This window comes from Brevundimonas sp. DC300-4 (assembly GCF_049897365.1).
In the GTDB taxonomy this organism is placed as follows: Bacteria; Pseudomonadota; Alphaproteobacteria; order Caulobacterales; family Caulobacteraceae; genus Brevundimonas.
The window spans coordinates 308801-325071 of record NZ_JAFCWC010000001.1 but is presented as its reverse complement, the minus strand read 5'-3'; the positions used below and the strand labels follow the sequence as shown (position 1 = coordinate 325071).

The 16271-nt window shown below is 67.9% G+C and carries 12 protein-coding genes; 7 read left to right on the top strand and 5 right to left on the bottom strand.

The window, feature by feature from the left end; genetic code table 11:
* Positions 1-18: 18 nt before the first annotated feature.
* Positions 19-840 carry a transporter gene (locus ACP7AZ_RS01590; RefSeq protein ID WP_426035435.1) on the top strand — a complete coding sequence of 274 codons (822 nt, stop codon included), beginning with the start codon at positions 19-21 and terminating at the stop codon, positions 838-840.
* 1 nt (position 841) lies between these two features.
* Here ACP7AZ_RS01590 and ACP7AZ_RS01585 read toward each other — a convergent pair whose 3' ends face one another.
* Positions 842-2041, bottom strand: a complete 1200-nt coding sequence (locus ACP7AZ_RS01585; protein ID WP_426035433.1) for an exo-beta-N-acetylmuramidase NamZ family protein — start codon at positions 2039-2041, stop codon at positions 842-844.
* Positions 2038-2544 (bottom strand): DOMON-like domain-containing protein, encoded by a 507-nt coding sequence (locus ACP7AZ_RS01580; protein WP_426035431.1) that lies wholly within the window; start codon positions 2542-2544, stop codon positions 2038-2040. The genes ACP7AZ_RS01585 and ACP7AZ_RS01580 overlap by 4 nt, the downstream gene beginning before the upstream one ends.
* Positions 2545-2735: 191 nt before the next feature.
* Between ACP7AZ_RS01580 and tyrS the strand changes: the two genes are divergently transcribed.
* From tyrS to ACP7AZ_RS01560, 4 genes are all read left to right on the top strand, one after another.
* On the top strand, positions 2736-3995 hold the full coding sequence (gene tyrS, locus ACP7AZ_RS01575) for a tyrosine--tRNA ligase (RefSeq protein ID WP_426035429.1): 1260 nt from the start codon (positions 2736-2738) through the stop codon (positions 3993-3995).
* 150 nt (positions 3996-4145) lie between these two features.
* Positions 4146-4598, top strand: a complete 453-nt coding sequence (locus ACP7AZ_RS01570; RefSeq protein ID WP_426035427.1) for a peroxiredoxin — start codon at positions 4146-4148, stop codon at positions 4596-4598.
* Between the two features lie 197 nt (positions 4599-4795).
* Complete coding sequence (locus ACP7AZ_RS01565) at positions 4796-5944, top strand: peptidoglycan DD-metalloendopeptidase family protein (protein ID WP_426035425.1); 1149 nt, start codon at positions 4796-4798, stop codon at positions 5942-5944.
* A complete protein-coding gene (locus tag ACP7AZ_RS01560) occupies positions 5934-6515 on the top strand; it encodes a bactofilin family protein (RefSeq protein ID WP_426035423.1) in 582 nt (193 codons plus the stop codon). The genes ACP7AZ_RS01565 and ACP7AZ_RS01560 overlap by 11 nt, the downstream gene beginning before the upstream one ends.
* A gap of 55 nt (positions 6516-6570) precedes the next feature.
* Here ACP7AZ_RS01560 and prfB read toward each other — a convergent pair.
* The 3 genes from prfB to ACP7AZ_RS01545 all read right to left on the bottom strand — a co-directional run bounded on the left by prfB (position 6571) and on the right by ACP7AZ_RS01545 (position 11564).
* Positions 6571-7693 (bottom strand): peptide chain release factor 2 gene (gene prfB / locus ACP7AZ_RS01555; RefSeq protein ID WP_426035421.1). Its coding sequence is split into 2 segments (ribosomal slippage): positions 6571-7623 and positions 7625-7693, totalling 1122 coding nucleotides; the frame shifts between segments, so codons are not numbered across the junction.
* 147 nt (positions 7694-7840) lie between these two features.
* Positions 7841-10267 carry a penicillin-binding protein 1A gene (locus tag ACP7AZ_RS01550; protein WP_426035419.1) on the bottom strand — a complete coding sequence of 809 codons (2427 nt, stop codon included), beginning with the start codon at positions 10265-10267 and terminating at the stop codon, positions 7841-7843.
* 76 nt (positions 10268-10343) lie between these two features.
* On the bottom strand, positions 10344-11564 hold the full coding sequence (locus ACP7AZ_RS01545; protein WP_426035417.1) for an N-acetylmuramoyl-L-alanine amidase family protein: 1221 nt from the start codon (positions 11562-11564) through the stop codon (positions 10344-10346).
* A gap of 526 nt (positions 11565-12090) precedes the next feature.
* Between ACP7AZ_RS01545 and ACP7AZ_RS01540 the strand changes: the two genes are divergently transcribed.
* Both ACP7AZ_RS01540 and ACP7AZ_RS01535 read left to right on the top strand, forming a co-directional pair.
* Complete coding sequence (locus ACP7AZ_RS01540; RefSeq protein ID WP_426035415.1) at positions 12091-14784, top strand: Rne/Rng family ribonuclease; 2694 nt, start codon at positions 12091-12093, stop codon at positions 14782-14784.
* Positions 14785-14839: 55 nt separating this feature from the next.
* A complete protein-coding gene (locus tag ACP7AZ_RS01535; protein ID WP_426035413.1) occupies positions 14840-16264 on the top strand; it encodes a M48 family metalloprotease in 1425 nt (474 codons plus the stop codon).
* Positions 16265-16271 lie beyond the last annotated feature (7 nt).

Here is a 16271-nt window from a genome sequence, read left to right as displayed (position 1 = left end):
GGGATTCGGGGAGCTGACATGATCCGCAACTTCACCGTGGGCGTGCTTGCGTTGGCTGGCGTCTGGCCCGCGCCCGCATCCGCCTCGGCCCAGACGAACGATCTGCGTCCCTTCTGCGCCGACCGTCCGGGCAAGGGCGCGGCCAGCTGCGTGCTGAATCAGGGCCATGTGCAGATCGAGGTGGGCGCCTTCGATGGCGCGCGCCAGAGGGATGCCGCGGCCGAGATCGACAGCTGGTCGGCCGGGTCCATCACCGCCCGCTTCGGCGTCGGCCCGGCAACGGAATTCCAGATCGGCGTCACGGCCTTCGAGCGCGAGAAGTTCACCGACCGCGTCGCGGGCGTCGAGGACGTCGCCGAGGGCACGGGCGACCTGTTCCTGGCCGTCCGCCAAGGGCTGATCCGGCCGGATGGCGAGGGTTTCTCGGTCGCACTGATGGGATACGCCACCCTGCCGACCGGCGGCGACGAGGTCCGCGCCAGCGGCATCGAGGCCGGCGTCGTCGTCCCCGTCTCGATCGACCTGGGCAATGAGTGGGGCCTCGGCCTGTCGCCCTACCTCGACATCGTCGGCGACGAAGACGGCGAAGGATCGCACGCCGCATATTCGTTCGCGGTCGACGTGGATCGCGATCTCGGCGACTGGATCCTCGGGGCCGAGGTTTGGGTCAGCCGCGACGACGATCCTCTCGTCGAAACGACCCAGGCCAGCGCCGACCTCATCGCCATCTGGACCCCGGCCTTCCTGCCCGACAGCCAGATCGACTTCGGCCTCAACTTCGGCCTGAACGACGACAGCCCGGACGTGGAGTTCGGCGTGGGCGTGGCGCGGCGGTTCTAGGTCAGTAGATCAGGAACGGCTTGCGCGCCTCGACCCAGGCCGCCTCATCCGGCTCGGCGATGGCGTCCAGATCGGCCGCCGTCGATCCGGCATCATCGACCCATTCGCGCAAGCTTGGCCCGCCGTTGATGACATCGATCGGCAGCTTCCCGAACGCGTATTCATACGGGAAGTCCCGCCACAGGTCGTAGTCGGGATACAGCCGCCGAATTGCCTTGAAGCCCAGGGCCTGGACCCGCCACGGCCGGAAGGCGGCGTGGTCATAGTGCGGGCCCTCGACATGGATCTGGACGCCAGAGCACAGCTGGCCGAGGTGTTTGTGGAAGGTCGGCTCGAACCACATGTCGCGCAGGGCACAGCCCTTCACCCATTCGGGCGCGAAGGCCTTCATCTCGGCGATCACGGCCCGGGCGTCGATGTCGGGCGCGCCGAACAGTTCGAGCGGCCGCGTCGTGCCCCGCCCTTCCGACAGGGTCGCGCCCTCGACCATCACGGTGCCGGGATAGGCGCGAGCCATCGACAGGTTGGGCGCATTCGGGCTGGGGTTGATCCAGGCCCGCTCTCCCAGCGGCCAGCCGAGGCCCGGCGCCGCCTCGGGGTCATAGCCCTGCATCTCGATGACGCGATAGGCGACCTTGAGCTTGAAGTGGTCGATGAACCAGTGACCCAGTTCGCCCAGGGTCATGCCGTGCCGCATCGGCATCGGCCCGGCGCCGACGAAACTCTCCCAGCCCGCGACCAGGGTCGTGCCCTCGACCGGCCGCCCGGCGGGGTTGGGACGGTCCAGCACCCAGACCTCCTTGCCGTGCTCGGCCGCGGCCTCCAGCACGTACAACAGCGTCGTGATGAAGGTGTAGATGCGCGTCCCCAGGTCCTGCAGGTCGATCAGAACGACGTCGAACGTGCTCATCATCTGGCCGGTGGGGCGACGCACCTCGCCGTAGAGGCTGAACACGGGGAAGCCGTGGACCGGATCGGTCTCGTCCGGGCTCTCCATCATATTGTCCTGCAGGTCGCCCTTCATCCCGTGCTGGGGCCCGAAGGCGGCGCTGATCCGCACGCCCGAGGCGATCAGGGCGTCGATCGAATGGGTCAGGTCGGCCGTCACCGAGGCCGGATGCGCCACCAGCGCCACCCGCCGCCCCTTCAGCGCGGCCTGCAGATCGGGCTCGGAGACGAGGCGGTCGATGCCGAATTTCATGGCAGGTCCAGAACGAAGGAATCGGGATGATGGAAGTCAGGCTTATCGGACGGATGGGCCAGCGCCCACCAGGTCCTGGCCCCGTCGAGGGTCTCGATCACCGCCGACAGGGCCAGCTTGCGAGCCTCGACCGGCAGTTCGATCCGGCCTTCCAGTGCGACGTAGTCCGAGCCGCCGTCGAGCCCCTCGACCACACAGACCTCGTCAGCCGGGCGCATGCCCTCACGATACCCGTCGAACCGGTAGCTGGCCCACTGGCCGGACGGCGACAGGTTGAACTCGCGATAGCCGTCGTCGGTCGTCACGAAGGCCTCGAAACAGGTGTGTTTCCACAGCTCGTCGGCCCGCCCGACCGGCGCCTCGCCGGGCCAGGCGATGAAATCCGGATTGTCGTCAATGACGAACCTCAGCCACAGCAGGCCGTCCTCGCGCTCGAACTCTACCGAGATCGCCTCGGGATAGACCTTGGTCTCGTCGGGAAAGGGGATCAGCGTAGCGCGCATCCTGCACCGATAGCGGCTGGTTGACGCCGGTCAACGCCGGGCGCTACGAACGGCCCATGTTCGCGCCCCGCGCCCTGCCCGGCTTCTATTACCGCCCGCTGATCTAGCGAGCGGCCGCGAACCCACGCGCTGCATTTTGCCGGCGCGACACCCGAGACAGAGCGCCGGCCTCCCTGCTAACGGAGCCGACCATGACCGACCCTGTTTTCCAGTCCGACTTCCTGCAGACGCTTCAGGCGCGCGGATACATCCATCAGATCACCCATCCGGCCGAGCTGGATGCGGCGGCCAAGAACGGCGTCGTGGCCGGCTACATCGGCTTCGACGCCACGGCGCCCAGCCTGCACGTCGGCAGTCTGATCCAGATCATGATGCTGCGACGGCTCCAGCAGGCGGGCGGCAGGCCCGTCGTCATCATGGGCGGCGGCACCACCAAGGTCGGCGACCCGACCGGCAAGGACGCCTCGCGGCCCCAGCTCACCGACGCGACCATCCAGTCGAACATCGCCTCCATCAAGACGGTGTTCGAGAAATTTCTGACCTTCGGCGATGGTCCGACCGACGCGATCCTGATCGACAACGACGAGTGGCTGTCGAAATACGGCTACGTCGAGTTCCTGCGCGACTACGGCGCCCATTTCACGGTCAACCGGATGCTTGCCTTCGACTCGGTCAAGCTGCGGCTCGAGCGCGAGCAGCCGATGACCTTCCTCGAGTTCAACTACATGCTGATGCAGTCGGTGGACTTCCTGGAGCTCAACCGCCGCCAGAACGTCACGCTGCAGATGGGCGGATCGGACCAGTGGGGCAATATCGTCTCGGGCGTCGACCTGGTGCGTCGTGTCGATCAGAAGGCCGCCTTCGGCCTGACCACGCCGCTGCTGACGACGGCGTCCGGCGGCAAGATGGGCAAGACGGCCCAGGGCGCCATCTGGCTCAATGCCGAACAGCTCAGCGCCTACGACTACTGGCAGTTCTGGCGCAACGCCGAGGACGGCGACGTCGGCCGCTTCATGCGCCTGTTCACCGACCTGTCGCTGGACGAGATCGCCCGCTTCGAAGCTCTGGAAGGCGCCGCGATCAACGACGCCAAGAAGGCGTTGGCCGACGCGGCCACCACGATGCTGCATGGGGCGGGGGCGGCGGCCTCGGCCCGCGCGGCGGCGGAAGGCGCGTTCGAGCAGGGCGTCACGAGCGCTGACTTGCCGGTCATCGACTTGCCCAAGGACGAATGGGAGCAGGCGCGCTCAACTCGCGCCCTCGTCAAGGCCGCCGGGTTCGCTCGGTCGTTGGGCGAGGCGGGCCGCCACATGGCCGGCAACGCGATCCGCATCAATGACGAACTTGTCGTCGAAGATCGGATGCACAGCTACGATGAACTCCTGCCCGATCACGGAGCCTTCAAGGTCCAGTTCGGGAAGAAAAAGATCGTCCTGGTTCGCCCCGTCTAACCCCATTCCCGTGCATCCTCGCGAAGGCGGGGACCCAGTGCTTTCGTGAGGCACAGGTGCGCGGGAACGATTGCGGTGGCGAACCGGAAAAGGGCCGGAGCGCCCACAGAACTGGGTCCCCGCCTTCGCGGGGAGGATCGGAGTGTTGAAGTGACCGTTGAAGAAGGCTCGAAAGCCCCCGCGTTCGACATCCCCGCCGACGGCGGCGGCCGCGCGACCGTGTCCGGCCCTACGGTCGTGTTCTTCTATCCGAAGGCCGACACGCCAGGCTGCACCAACGAGGCCATCGCCTTCTCCGCCCACATCGACGCCTTCACGGCGGCCAGCGTTCAGGTCATCGGCATTTCGCGCGACCCGGTCAAGAAGCTCGACCGGTTCAAGGCCAAACACGACCTCAAGGTCATCCTCGGATCCGACGAGGCCGGGGCCGTCACCGAGGCCTATGGCGTCTGGGTCGAGAAGACCCTCTACGGCCGCCAGTATATGGGCGTCGAGCGGGCGACCTTCCTGATCGACGGCGCAGGCGCGGTCCGCAAGGTCTGGCGCAAGGTCTCGGTGAAAGGCCACGCGGAGGCGGTTCTTGCCGTCGCAAGAGAGGTTTGATCCGAGGCCGGACGGATCGGTGAAGTCTAGCCGGCGCCCTCCACAGTCTATCGGAATACGCCCAGCACGCGGATCTTCGCCTGAATAGATTCGTTTTGATCGCTCAGGACGGGCAACGTGGTTAACATTGCGTGAACGGTATTGCCCACAGGCAACAGTTCGCGGATAAAGCCTCCAGTGCGTGGGGGCGTGTTCAAATGGATGAAGAACAGAGAGTGGTCAGACGCTCTTTGATCGAGCGTTGGTTTCCTGAGCGCCATGTTTATCTGCGCTCGAACGGCGACACGCGCGGTTACGTCCTGACAAGCGGCCGCCAGATGATGATGGCCGGCGTCGCCTGCGCCGCCGCCGCATGGACCCTGGTCGCCTCGGGCGGCTTCGTCTTCGACATCATCGCCCGCAGCCAGGCGGACACCCAGGTGGTCCGCGCCCGCGCGGCGTCCGAACGCCTGAACGCCGACCTGCAAGCCCGCCTCAAGACGGCCGTCGTCCGCATGTCCGCCACGACGGGCGGCTTAGACGAGATGGCCCGGATGGTCGAGCGCCGCCACGCGGCCCTGACCAACGTCATGGGCATGTTCCACGGCGTCGACGGCGCCGAGGCCGCCCTGGCGCCCTCCCCGGCCCTCAGCGCCACCGAAGCCCGTCCGGTCCAGCGGATCGTCGCGGTCCGCATGGACCAGGAGCGGCTGATCGAACGGGCCGGCGACTTCGCCCAGACCCGCGCCGAACGCTTGCGCCTCGCCTTCCGCCTCGCGGGCCTGAACCCGGCCGCATACGGCGCGGCCTCCGGATCAGCTCTCGGTGGACCTCTGGTCGAGGCCAGCGATCCCAAGGCCCTGGCCACCATCCTCGACGTGGACGAGCCCTTCGCCGTCAGAATCCGCCGCGCCGCCGACAATCTGTCGGAGATGCGCAACCTTTCGGACGCCGCCGAACACCTGCCGTTCGACCGCCCGACCCAGGCCCGCACCACCTCGGGTTTCGGCGTCCGTTTCGATCCCTTCAACGGCCGTCCGGCGGTTCATCAGGGCCAGGATTTCGCCGCCCCCCTGAACACGCCGATCTACGCCACCGCTCCCGGAATCGTGTCCTTCGCCGGCGTTCGTTCAGGGTATGGCAACACCGTTGAGATAGACCATGGTCGCGGTTTCAAGACCCGCTTCGCCCATTTGAACGCCATGGCCGTCCAGCCCGGCCAGCGCATTGCGCTGGGCCAGCGGATCGGCGCCATGGGTACGACAGGACGCTCCACCGGCGTTCACCTGCACTATGAAGTGTGGATGGACGGCCGACCCCAGAACCCCGCCCGCTTCTTCCGAGCAGGAGACCAGATTGTTCAATAAAACCAAATCCCCCGCACCCGCCACGCCGGACCGTTCGTCCAACGCGCCGCCGATCCCGCCGCTGCCCGACCTGCCGTCGCCCGGCATGGGCCGCAGCCCCGTCGCGGCTCCGGCCCCCTCGCCCATCGCCTCCTCGCGCGGCCTGTCGACCCTCTCGTCCGACCTGCAGTTCGAAGGCAATATCTCGGGCGCCGGCGATCTCCAGGTCGACGGCTCGATCAAGGGCGACGTCCGCGTCGGCCGTCTGATCATCGGCGAGACCGGCGCCGTCGAGGGCAATGTCACCGCCGACTATCTTGAAGTTCGCGGCCGCATCGTCGGCGCGGTCAACGGCAAGCAGGTGAAGCTGGTCTCGACCGCCTATGTCGACGGCGACATCACCGCCGAACAGCTGTCGATCGACATCGGCGCCTATTTCCAGGGTCGCGTGCTTCAGAGTCGCCGCGATGCGCCCGCCGCGGTCGCCACTGCTCCGCGTCCTGCTGCCCAGGCGTCGGCCGCCGCCGACTTCGAAGCGCCCGCCGCTCCGGTCGAGGACAAGCCGCAGATCATCGACCTCAAGACGGTCTGATCCACGGTCCAGGACTGAGATAAGGGCGGCTCCTTCGCGGAGCCGCCCTTATCTTTTAATCCACCGTTGATCCGCGGGTCTCGCCGACCCGCTGCGCCAGGGCTGCGCCCATGAAGGCGTCCAGGTCGCCGTCCAGTACGCCCTGTGTGTCCGAGGTCTCGACCTCGGTCCTCAGATCCTTGACCATCTGATAGGGCTGCAGGACGTAGCTTCGGATCTGGTGACCCCAGCCGATGTCGGTCTTGGCGTCCGCCATGGCCTGGGCCGCGGCCTCGCGCCTCTGAAGCTCCAGCTCATACAGACGCCCGCGCAGCATCTTCCACGCCTGTTCGCGGTTCTGGTGCTGCGATCGCCCGGCCTGACAGGCCACGACGGTGTTAGTCGGGATGTGGGTCAGACGGACAGCGGAATCGGTCTTGTTGATGTGCTGTCCGCCCGAGCCGGAGGCGCGATAGGTATCCGTGCGCACGTCGGACGGATTGATGTCGATCTCGATCGTGTCGTCCACCACCGGCGAGACCCCGATCGAGGCAAAGGATGTGTGCCGCTTGGCCGCGGCGTCGTACGGGCTGATCCGAACCAGACGGTGCACGCCCGATTCCGACTTCAGCCAGCCATAGGCGTTGGGACCTGTGACGAGGATCGTCGCCGACTTGATGCCCGCCTGATCGCCGTCTTCCGACGCCTCCATCTCGACCTCATAGCCGTGCGCCCTGGCCCAGCGCGAATACATGCGCAGCAGCATCCCCGCCCAGTCGCAGCTCTCCGTGCCGCCGGCGCCGGCGTTCACTTCCAGATAGGCGTCATTGCCATCGGCCTCGCCGGACAGCAGGGCTTCCAGCTCGGCCCGCGCCGCGCGGTCCTTGATGGCCTTCAGCTGGGCGCGCGCCTCTTCCAGCGTCGCCTCGTCGCCTTCCTCATCGGCCATTTCGGACAGCATGACACCGTCCTCGAGCTCGCGCTCCATGGCCTTGACGGTGTTGATCTGGGCTTCGAGCTTCGAGCGCTCGCGGCTCACGGCCTGGGCCTCGTCGGGCTTGTCCCACAGGGTCGGGTCTTCGACCCGTGCGTTCAGCTCATCGAGCTTTCGGTTGGCGACATCCCAGTCAAAGACGCCTCCTGAGCAGAGCGACGCTCTGCTCGATGTCGGCCTTCATGGCCTCGACATCCGGTCTCATATGCAAATCCTTACGGTGCGAAGGCGCGGAGATAGGGGGGATCGAAGGCAGTAGGCAATAGGCAGCAGGCAGTAGAGGAGGTTTTCTTCCCGCCGGCGACGCTCGCCCTTCCTGCTGCCGACGGCCTGACCCCTGCTGCCCAGCGTCCTAGAACAGCCCGTCCAGATCCTCGGCCGGCTCCTGCTTCGGCGCAGGGGGCGCGGTTGGCGGGGGCGCGGACGGTCCGGGCGTGATGCCGGCGGCCGCCTGCTGCTCGCGACGGATGACTTCGTTGTAGTTCTGCGGCCCCTCCGGCACGGCGGGGCCGGTATCGCGACGCTCTTCCTCGCGGCGACGCTCTGTGCCGGGGCGGAAGGCCTCCTCGATGCCGTTGATGTTGCGGAAGATGGCGCCGCGCGGACGGACGAACGGCCGCGCCGGCCGCTCTTTCAACGCGTCTTCCATGAAGTCGATAAAGATCGGCACGGCGGCGGAGGCGCCGGCTTCCCCGGATCCCAGCGACCGGTTGTCGTCGAACCCGATATAGACCCCGACCACGATGTCGGTGGTGAATCCGACGAACCAGGCCGAGCGATATTCGTTAGTCGTGCCGGTCTTGCCGCCGACCCAGCGGCCCAGTCCGCGCGCGCTGGCGGCGGTGCCCCGCTGGACCACGCCTTCCAGCATCGAGCTGATCTGATAGGCGGTGATCGGATCGATTACCTGGGTTCCGCGCGCGTCCAGATAGGGGGAGGCCTGGCCCGAGAAGGCGCGGCCGCAGTCGCGGCAGCGGCGCTGGTCGGCGCGATAGATGGTCTCCCCGTCCCGGTCCTGGACGTATTCGATCAGATAGGGATCGACGCGCCGCCCGCCGTTGACGAAGGCGGCATAGGCGGCGGTGAGGTGATAGGCCGTGACCTCCCCTGCCCCCAGCGACACCGACAGATTGGGCTGCAGATTGTCGGCCACGCCCATGCGGGCCGCGAGGTCGACGACCCTGTCCATGCCGATGGTGTTGGCCAGGCGCACGGTCATGACGTTGCGTGACAGCTCGAGGCCACGCCGCAGTGTCGAGGGACCGTAGTAGCGACGGCTGTAGTTTTCGGGCGTCCAGCGTTGACCATTCGCCCCGCCGGCGAAGCTGATAGGCCCGTCGACAACGATCGAGGCCGGGGTGAAGTCGCCCTCCAGAGCGGCGGCATAGACGAAGGGCTTGAACGAAGACCCCGGCTGACGCTGGGCCTGGGTCGCACGGTTGAAGCTCGACAGGGCGTAGGAATAGCCGCCGACCATGGCCAGGACCCGACCCGACTGCGGCTCGATGGCAACCATGGCGCCGTTCACGGCCGGGACCTGCTTCAGGGCGAACTGGCCGTTGCGCGGCTCGACGAAGATCAGGTCGCCGCGCTTGAGCGGCCGGTTGGCGTTGGCCCAGGCGGCATCGGAGACGATCAGGCTGCCGGTCGTGTCATCACGGGCAGTGCGGATCTGGACCGTGTTGCCCGACACGCTCTCGACCGCGGCGGCGCGCCACTCGCGCCGTTCCGGCGGAGCGGTCTGGCGCAGGGCCACGGCCTGCCAGCCCGGCGCGAAGTCGGTCGTGCCCCAGGCCCCGCGCCAGCCATGGCGGCGGTCGTAGTTCTCGAGCCCGCGCATCAGGGCGTCGCGCGCCGCCGTCTGCAGCGAAGGATCCAGGGTGGTGCGCATGTAGAAGCCGCCGGCGTTCAGCTGGTCGCCGAACTCCGGATTGGCGGCGGCCTGACGACGCGCTTCCTCGACGAAGAAGTCGGCGTCCTGGTATTCGGCGCGGCGTGGGGCGGCGCGGGTCGTCAGCGGACGCGCGATCGCCTCGACGTACTGCGCCTGGGTGATGAACCGGTTCTGCGCCATCTCGCCCAGAACCCAGTCGCGACGTCCCTTGGCCGCCTCGGGGTGCCGCTTCGGATGATAGTTGTTGGGGCCCTTGGGCAGGGCCGCCAGGAAGGCCGCCTCGTCCGGCGTCAACTGGGCCAGCGACTTGCCGAAATAGTTGTAGGCGGCCGAGGCCACGCCGTAGGACCGGTAACCCAGGAAGATCTCGTTCAGATACAGCTCGAGAATCTGCTCCTTGGACAGCGTCGCCTCCAGGCGGCTGGACAGGATGGCTTCCTTCAGCTTGCGGCCGATGGTCGATTCATTGGTCAGCAAGACGTTCTTGGCGACCTGCTGGGTGATGGTCGAACCGCCCTCCAGCCGCCGTCCGGTGGCAGCGTTGAAGACATTCTTGAGCATCGCCCGGCCCAGGCCCGACACGTCGATACCGCCGTGCTGGAAGAAGTTGCGGTCCTCGGCGGCCAGGAAGGCCTGCACGACCGGCGTCGGAATCTGCTCGTAGGGCACATAGATGCGGCGCTCGTCCGAGAATTCGCCGATCAGGGTCCCGTCGCCGGCATAGACCCGCGTCGCGGTCGCCGGCCGATAGTCGGCCAGCTCGGATGCGTCGGGCAGGTCATGGAACAGCCAGGCGGCGTAAACCGCCACGATCAGCCCCGCGAGCGCGATCGCGCCCAAAAGGCCGATGCCCGCAATCACGAACCACCGTTCGGCAACCTTCACCAAGACTTCTCCGACTACGCCCTTGGCCCGATGTAACCCGCGCCGGGTCCGGCGGGAAGGCCGGAATCGTCCAGGATCAGCCGCCCGCGCTCGGCATGCCGGCGATCTGGGTTCCTGCCGACGGTTCACGGAAATAGCGGTCGATCCCCTCGGCCACGGCGCGGACCAGCGTGCGTCGCTGACCGGTGTCGCCCAGCGCCCGCTCGTCGTCGGGATTGGTGATGAACCCCATCTCCAGCAGCACGGCCGGCACGTCGGGGGCCAGGAGCACGGCCAGACCGGCGTCGCGGTGGCTGCGGCGCAGCAGCGGATGGTCGGCGGCCTCCAGGTGAGTCAGCAGGACGCGGGCGAACTGGGCCGAACGATTCTGGGTCGCCCTCTGGGTCATGTCGAGCAGGATCCGGTCCACCGAAGGATCCCGCCCCGGAAGATGCAGGTCGCGGTGCCAGTCATCGCTGCGTGTCACTTCGCGGACGGCCCGCGTCGCCCCCTGTTCGGACAGGGTATAGACCGACGCCCCGCGCGTGGCCGGATCGGCCCCGGCGTCGGCGTGCAATGAGATGAACAGGTCCGCGTCGGCCTGACGCGCGATCCGCACCCGGCGGTACAGGTCGACATAGACATTGGTCTCGCGCGTCAGCATGACGCGATAGCGGCCTGTCCGGGTGAGTTCGTCGCGCAGGGCCAGGGCGGCGGCCAGGGTGACCTCGCTCTCGCTGCGCTGTGCGCCTTGCGCGCCCGGATCGCGGCCGCCGTGACCGGCGTCGATGACGATCAACGGGCGCTCGGCGCGGCGCTGTTCGGGACGCGGGGCCTGGCGCGCAGCCGCCGGAATCGCAGCCGATCCGGTCGCGGCGATATCGATGACATAGCGATAGTAGGGGACCCCGTCGCCGGGCGGCAGCAGGAACCGACGCTCGATCCGCGCCGTCCGGGCCAGGCCCAGTTGCACCCGCGAAGCCGTGCCCGATGCAGTGACGCGCCAGTCGCGCACCAGTCCCGAGCCCGCGCCGTCAACGCCGCGACCGGCGCCAACCCCGGCCAGGGTCAGGACGACCGATCCGCGGTCCCCGCTCTCGATCACCTCTCCGCGAGCGGACCGGTCCAGATCGATGACGACCCGGGTCCGCTGCACGTCCCCGCCGAAGCGCACGCCGCGCACGTCACCGCTCGCGCCGGCCGCCAGACCGCGCGTACTGACCAGCAGCACCACGCCCAGCACCAGCAGGGCGAGCGCGGTCATGGCCCACTCACGCGGGCCCCAGCCGGACAGGTTAAAATACTTGCGACCAGTCATTCTGACGGCGGGCCCACCTTTATCGTTGGTTCCATTGTGGCAGGGCCCGGTTTGGATTGGGTTAAGCGACAGCGCTTTCTGCGCATTCGCCACCTAAAGCCGAGGGCTGCCTTTCCATTCCGTGACTTGATGCTTATGCTTGTATCCGTCCGCGAACGATCGCGCCGCCGCTTTGTCGGTTTGGCGCGGCCCCGGCGCGGTGCCGACTTCCCGCCTTCGCGGATCGTGTCGCCCCCCGTCTCTGACCGTGGTCACTGACTGACTGGCCCATCGATCGACAAAGCCGGGCCTATTCCGAACCGGACCTTGCGACGCCCTCGGCGCGTGCGGGTCGAGGACCTACCAGAACCCATGGGCATTTCCGCCTGCTTCTCCCGTGAACCGACAGCCCTCTTCGGGCCGGTCGCAGTCGTCTTCGGCCATCGCCGCGACGACGGGATGACGCACGCGTCCGCCCCTTACCCCGTTCGGCGAGCCGCCGTTGCCTCCCCCGGCAATGGCCGAGCGCGCCAGAGAGATACCTTCAATGTCAAAGACGATGCTAATCGATGCAGCGCACGCGGAAGAAACCCGCGTCGCTATCGTGGACGGCCGCCAGGTTGAGGAATTCGACTTCGAGTCGAAAACCAAACGCCAGCTTCGCGGCAACATCTACCTCGCCAAGGTCACCCGCGTAGAACCCAGCCTGCAGGCCGCCTTCGTCGAATACGGCGGCAATCGCCACGGCTTCCTGGCCTTCAACGAAATCCACCCCGACTACTACCAGATCCCGGCCGCCGACCGCGACGCGATCATGGCCGAGGCCCATTCGGCCGAGGACGATCACGACGACGAGCACGCCCGCGACTCGGACGACGGCGATTCCGAAGGCGGCATGGCCGAGGAAGAGCGGCTGAAGCGTCGCCTGATGCGGCGCTACAAGATCCAGGACGTCATCAAGCGCCGCCAGATCCTGCTGATCCAGGTCGTCAAGGACGAGCGCGGCGGCAAGGGCGCGGCCCTGACCACCTGGCTGTCGCTGGCCGGCCGCTACTGCGTCCTGATGCCCAACACCGGCAAGGGCGGCGGTATCTCCCGCAAGATCACCCAGGCCACGGACCGCAAGCGCCTTAAGGCCGCCGCAGCCGCCCTTGACGTCCCGCGCGGCATGGGCCTGATCATCCGCACGGCCGGCGCCAAGCGCACCAAGGCCGAGATCAAGCGCGACTACGAATATCTGCTGCGCCTGTGGGAAACGATCCGCGAGACCACCCTCGCCTCGCACGCCCCGTCACTGATCTACGAAGAAGAAAACCTCGTCCGCCGCGCCGTGCGCGACATGTTCGACAAGGATTTCGACGGCATCCAGGTCGAGGGTGTTGAAGGCTTCAAGGAGGCGCGCGACTTCATGCGGGTGCTGATGCCCTCGCAGGCCAAGAAGGTGCATCTGTACCAGGGATCCAGACCCCTGTTCGCCGCCAACGGCATCGAGGAGCTGCTGACGCAGATCCACCAGCCCATCGTGCCGCTGAAGTCCGGCGGCTATCTGGTGATCAACCAGACCGAGGCCCTGGTCGCGATCGACGTCAACTCGGGCCGCGCCACCAAGGAACGCAACGTCGAGGCCACGGCCTTCAAGACCAACTGCGAAGCCGCCGTCGAGGCCGCCCGTCAGTTGCGCCTGCGCGACCTCGCCGGCCTGGTGGTCATCGACTTCATCGACATGGACGAGTCCAAGAACAACCGGACCGTCGAGCGCATCCTCAAGGATGAACTGAGCCACGACCGCGCCCGCATCCAGATGGGCCGCATCTCCGGCTTCGGCCTGATGGAGATCAGCCGCCAGCGCCGCCGCCTCGGCGTGCTGGAAGGCGCCACCGAGGTCTGCCCCCACTGCCAGGGCGCCGGTCGCGTCCGCTCGGCCGAATCCGCCGCCCTGATGGTGCTGCGCGCCGTCGATATCGAGGCCGGCAAGAACGGCGCGGGGTCGATCAACCTGAAGGTCTCCTCGGCCGTCGCCCTTTATATCCTGAACCACAAGCGCGACTATCTGCAGCGTCTGCTGGAGCGTCGCGGCCTGGCCGTGATCATCCAGATCGACGACCGTCTGGGTCAGGGCGAGAGCGCAATCGAGCGCACCGAAACCAACGAGGACTTCACCCCGCCTGAAGCCATCGTCTCGCTGGCCGATCTCGACGACGATTTCGACGACAACGCCTGGCAGGACGAAGACGACGACGACGAGGACGACATCATCGCCGGCGACGACGACGAGGACGCGCTGGATCGCGAAGACTCCGACGACGACGAACCGCGCGAGCGGGCCGAACGCGCCGAGCGTTCGGAGGGCGACAAGGGCCGCGGTCGGGGTCGCCGCCGTCGGGGCGGCCGTCGTGACGAGGAGGCCGCTCCCGTGGCCGCCGACGCCGAGGTCGAGGGTCTGGCCGCCGATGACGATGACAGCGAGGCCGGCCGCCGCCGTCGTCGGGGTCGTCGGGGCGGACGTCGCATCCGAGAAGACGGCGACACCGCTGGCGCCGGCGCCGGCGCGGGATCCTTCTTCTGGGTCCGGGGCCGCACGCCGTCGCTGGACGATCCCTATGTCTGGTTCGACCCGATCAACCCCGCCCCGCGCGCCGAACGCCCGGCCGCGCCAGCCCGTGACACAGCCGAGGCCGCGCACGACGTCGAGGAGCTGATCGGCGAACGTCCCGAGGGCGAAATGGCCGGGGACCGCGAAGGCGGTCGCTCGCGTCGCCGCCGTCGCGGCCGGGGTCGCGGCGAACGCGCCACGCCGCAGGATCTGAGGGTCGAGGGTCGCGCCACCAACGAAGGCATGCCCGCCGACGGCGATCCCGAGACCCCGATGGCCGTGGTCTTGTCGGATGACGCCTCCGAGGCGGTCGTTCCGGTGATCGCGCCCGAGCCCCAGCGTCGCCGCGTCCGTCGCAAGACGACCGGCTCGCCCGTTGAGACCGAAGTCGTTGCTGCCGAAGCCGTCGAGGCTTTCGCGCCGCCGCTGGAGCCCGAGATCGCCTTCGTCGAGGCGGAGCCGGAAACCGCGCCCGTCTCCGTCGAGCCTGAGCCGGAATCGGTCGTCATCGGGACGGAGACCCTGGTCACCGCCGAGGCGTCTGTCGCACCGGCCCCCGAGGCCGATCTCAGCGCGATCATCGCCAACGATCCGAACCAGATCACCGCGCCACCCGCCAAGCCGAAACGCGGATGGTGGCGTCTGTGATGAACCGCGCCTAGATTAGACCGTGGGGCGGGGGCGCCCGTCGAAGGAGTTCGCCATGATCCGGCCGACCCGCGTCACGTCCTCCCTCCTCGGGCTGGTCGCCGCGTCCGCCGCCGTCCTCGTGATGGCGGCGGCCGGCCCTGTTTCCGCCCAGAGCACGATCCGCGATACCGAGGTCGAGGGCATCATCCGCGGGTGGTCGGACCCGGTGTTCGCGGCCATGGGTCTCGAACCGTCCGAGGTCGAGGTCCTGCTGATCAACGATCCCGAGTTGAACGCCTTCGCCACGCGCGGACGGATCATCGGCATCAACACGGGGCTTATCCTGCGCACGCGCGATCCCAACGAGTTGCTGGGGGTGCTCGCCCACGAGGCCGGTCACGTCAAGAACCGGCACACCCTGCGCGACGGCGCCCAGAGCGCGGGCATGCAACCCATGCTGATGTCGATGGCGCTCGGCGCCCTGGCCGTCGCGGCCGGTCAGCCGGGCGCCGGCATGGCGCTGATCGGGTCCGGCCAGTATTTCGGCGCCCTGGGCTCCCTGCGCTACATGCAGGGCCAGGAAGGCGAGGCCGACATCACCGCCGCACGCGGCCTGGAGGCCGCCGGCGAATCCGGTCGGGGCCTGGTCGAGTTCTTCGAGAATTTCCGCAGTCAGGAAGTGTTCTCCGACGCCCGCCGCTATCCCTATTTCCGCAGCCACCCCCTGTCCGGCCAGCGCATCGAGGCCCTGCGCAGGCCCGTCGAGGCCGCGTCCCACTACAGCCACAGGGACAGCCCCGAGAGGCTGGCCGAGCACGCCCTGATCCTGGCCAAGGTCCATGCCTTCATGGATGCGCCGACCCAGACCCTGCGCACCTATCTGGAGAGCGACACCTCCTTCCCGGCCCGCTACGCCCGCGCCATCGCCTGGTATCGCGACGGCCAGACCCAGCGCGCCCTGGACGCGACCGACGCTCTGATCGCCGGGGACGTCGACAACCCCTATCTGTGGGAGCTGAAGGGCCAGATCCTGTTCGAGGAAGGCCGTCCGCGCGAGGCCATCGACGCCCACCGCGAGTCGATCCGGCTCAAGCCCGACGCCCCCCTGCTGCGCATCAACCTGGCCCACGCCCTGATCGAGACCAACGATCCCGCCAACCTCGAGGAAGCCGTCGATCAGTTGAAGCGCGCCACGGCCCGCGAAGGCGACAACACCCTGGCCTGGCGCCTGCTCGGTCAGGCCTATGCCTCCCAGGGCAAGGAGGGCGAGGCGCGTCTGGCCTCGGCCGAATACTATTTCGCCGCCGGGGCTGAGGAACAGTCGACCCAGTTCGCCCTGCGCGCCCGCGACATGCTGCCGCCCGGCTCGAACGAGTGGCGGCGCGCCATGGACATCGTTCTGGCGTCCGGGGCCACGATGGACGACATCGCCGACGTCGATCGGCGCAACGAGCGTCGCCGCGAACAACAACAGACCGTCATCGCGCCCGGCGCCTGACCGCCCC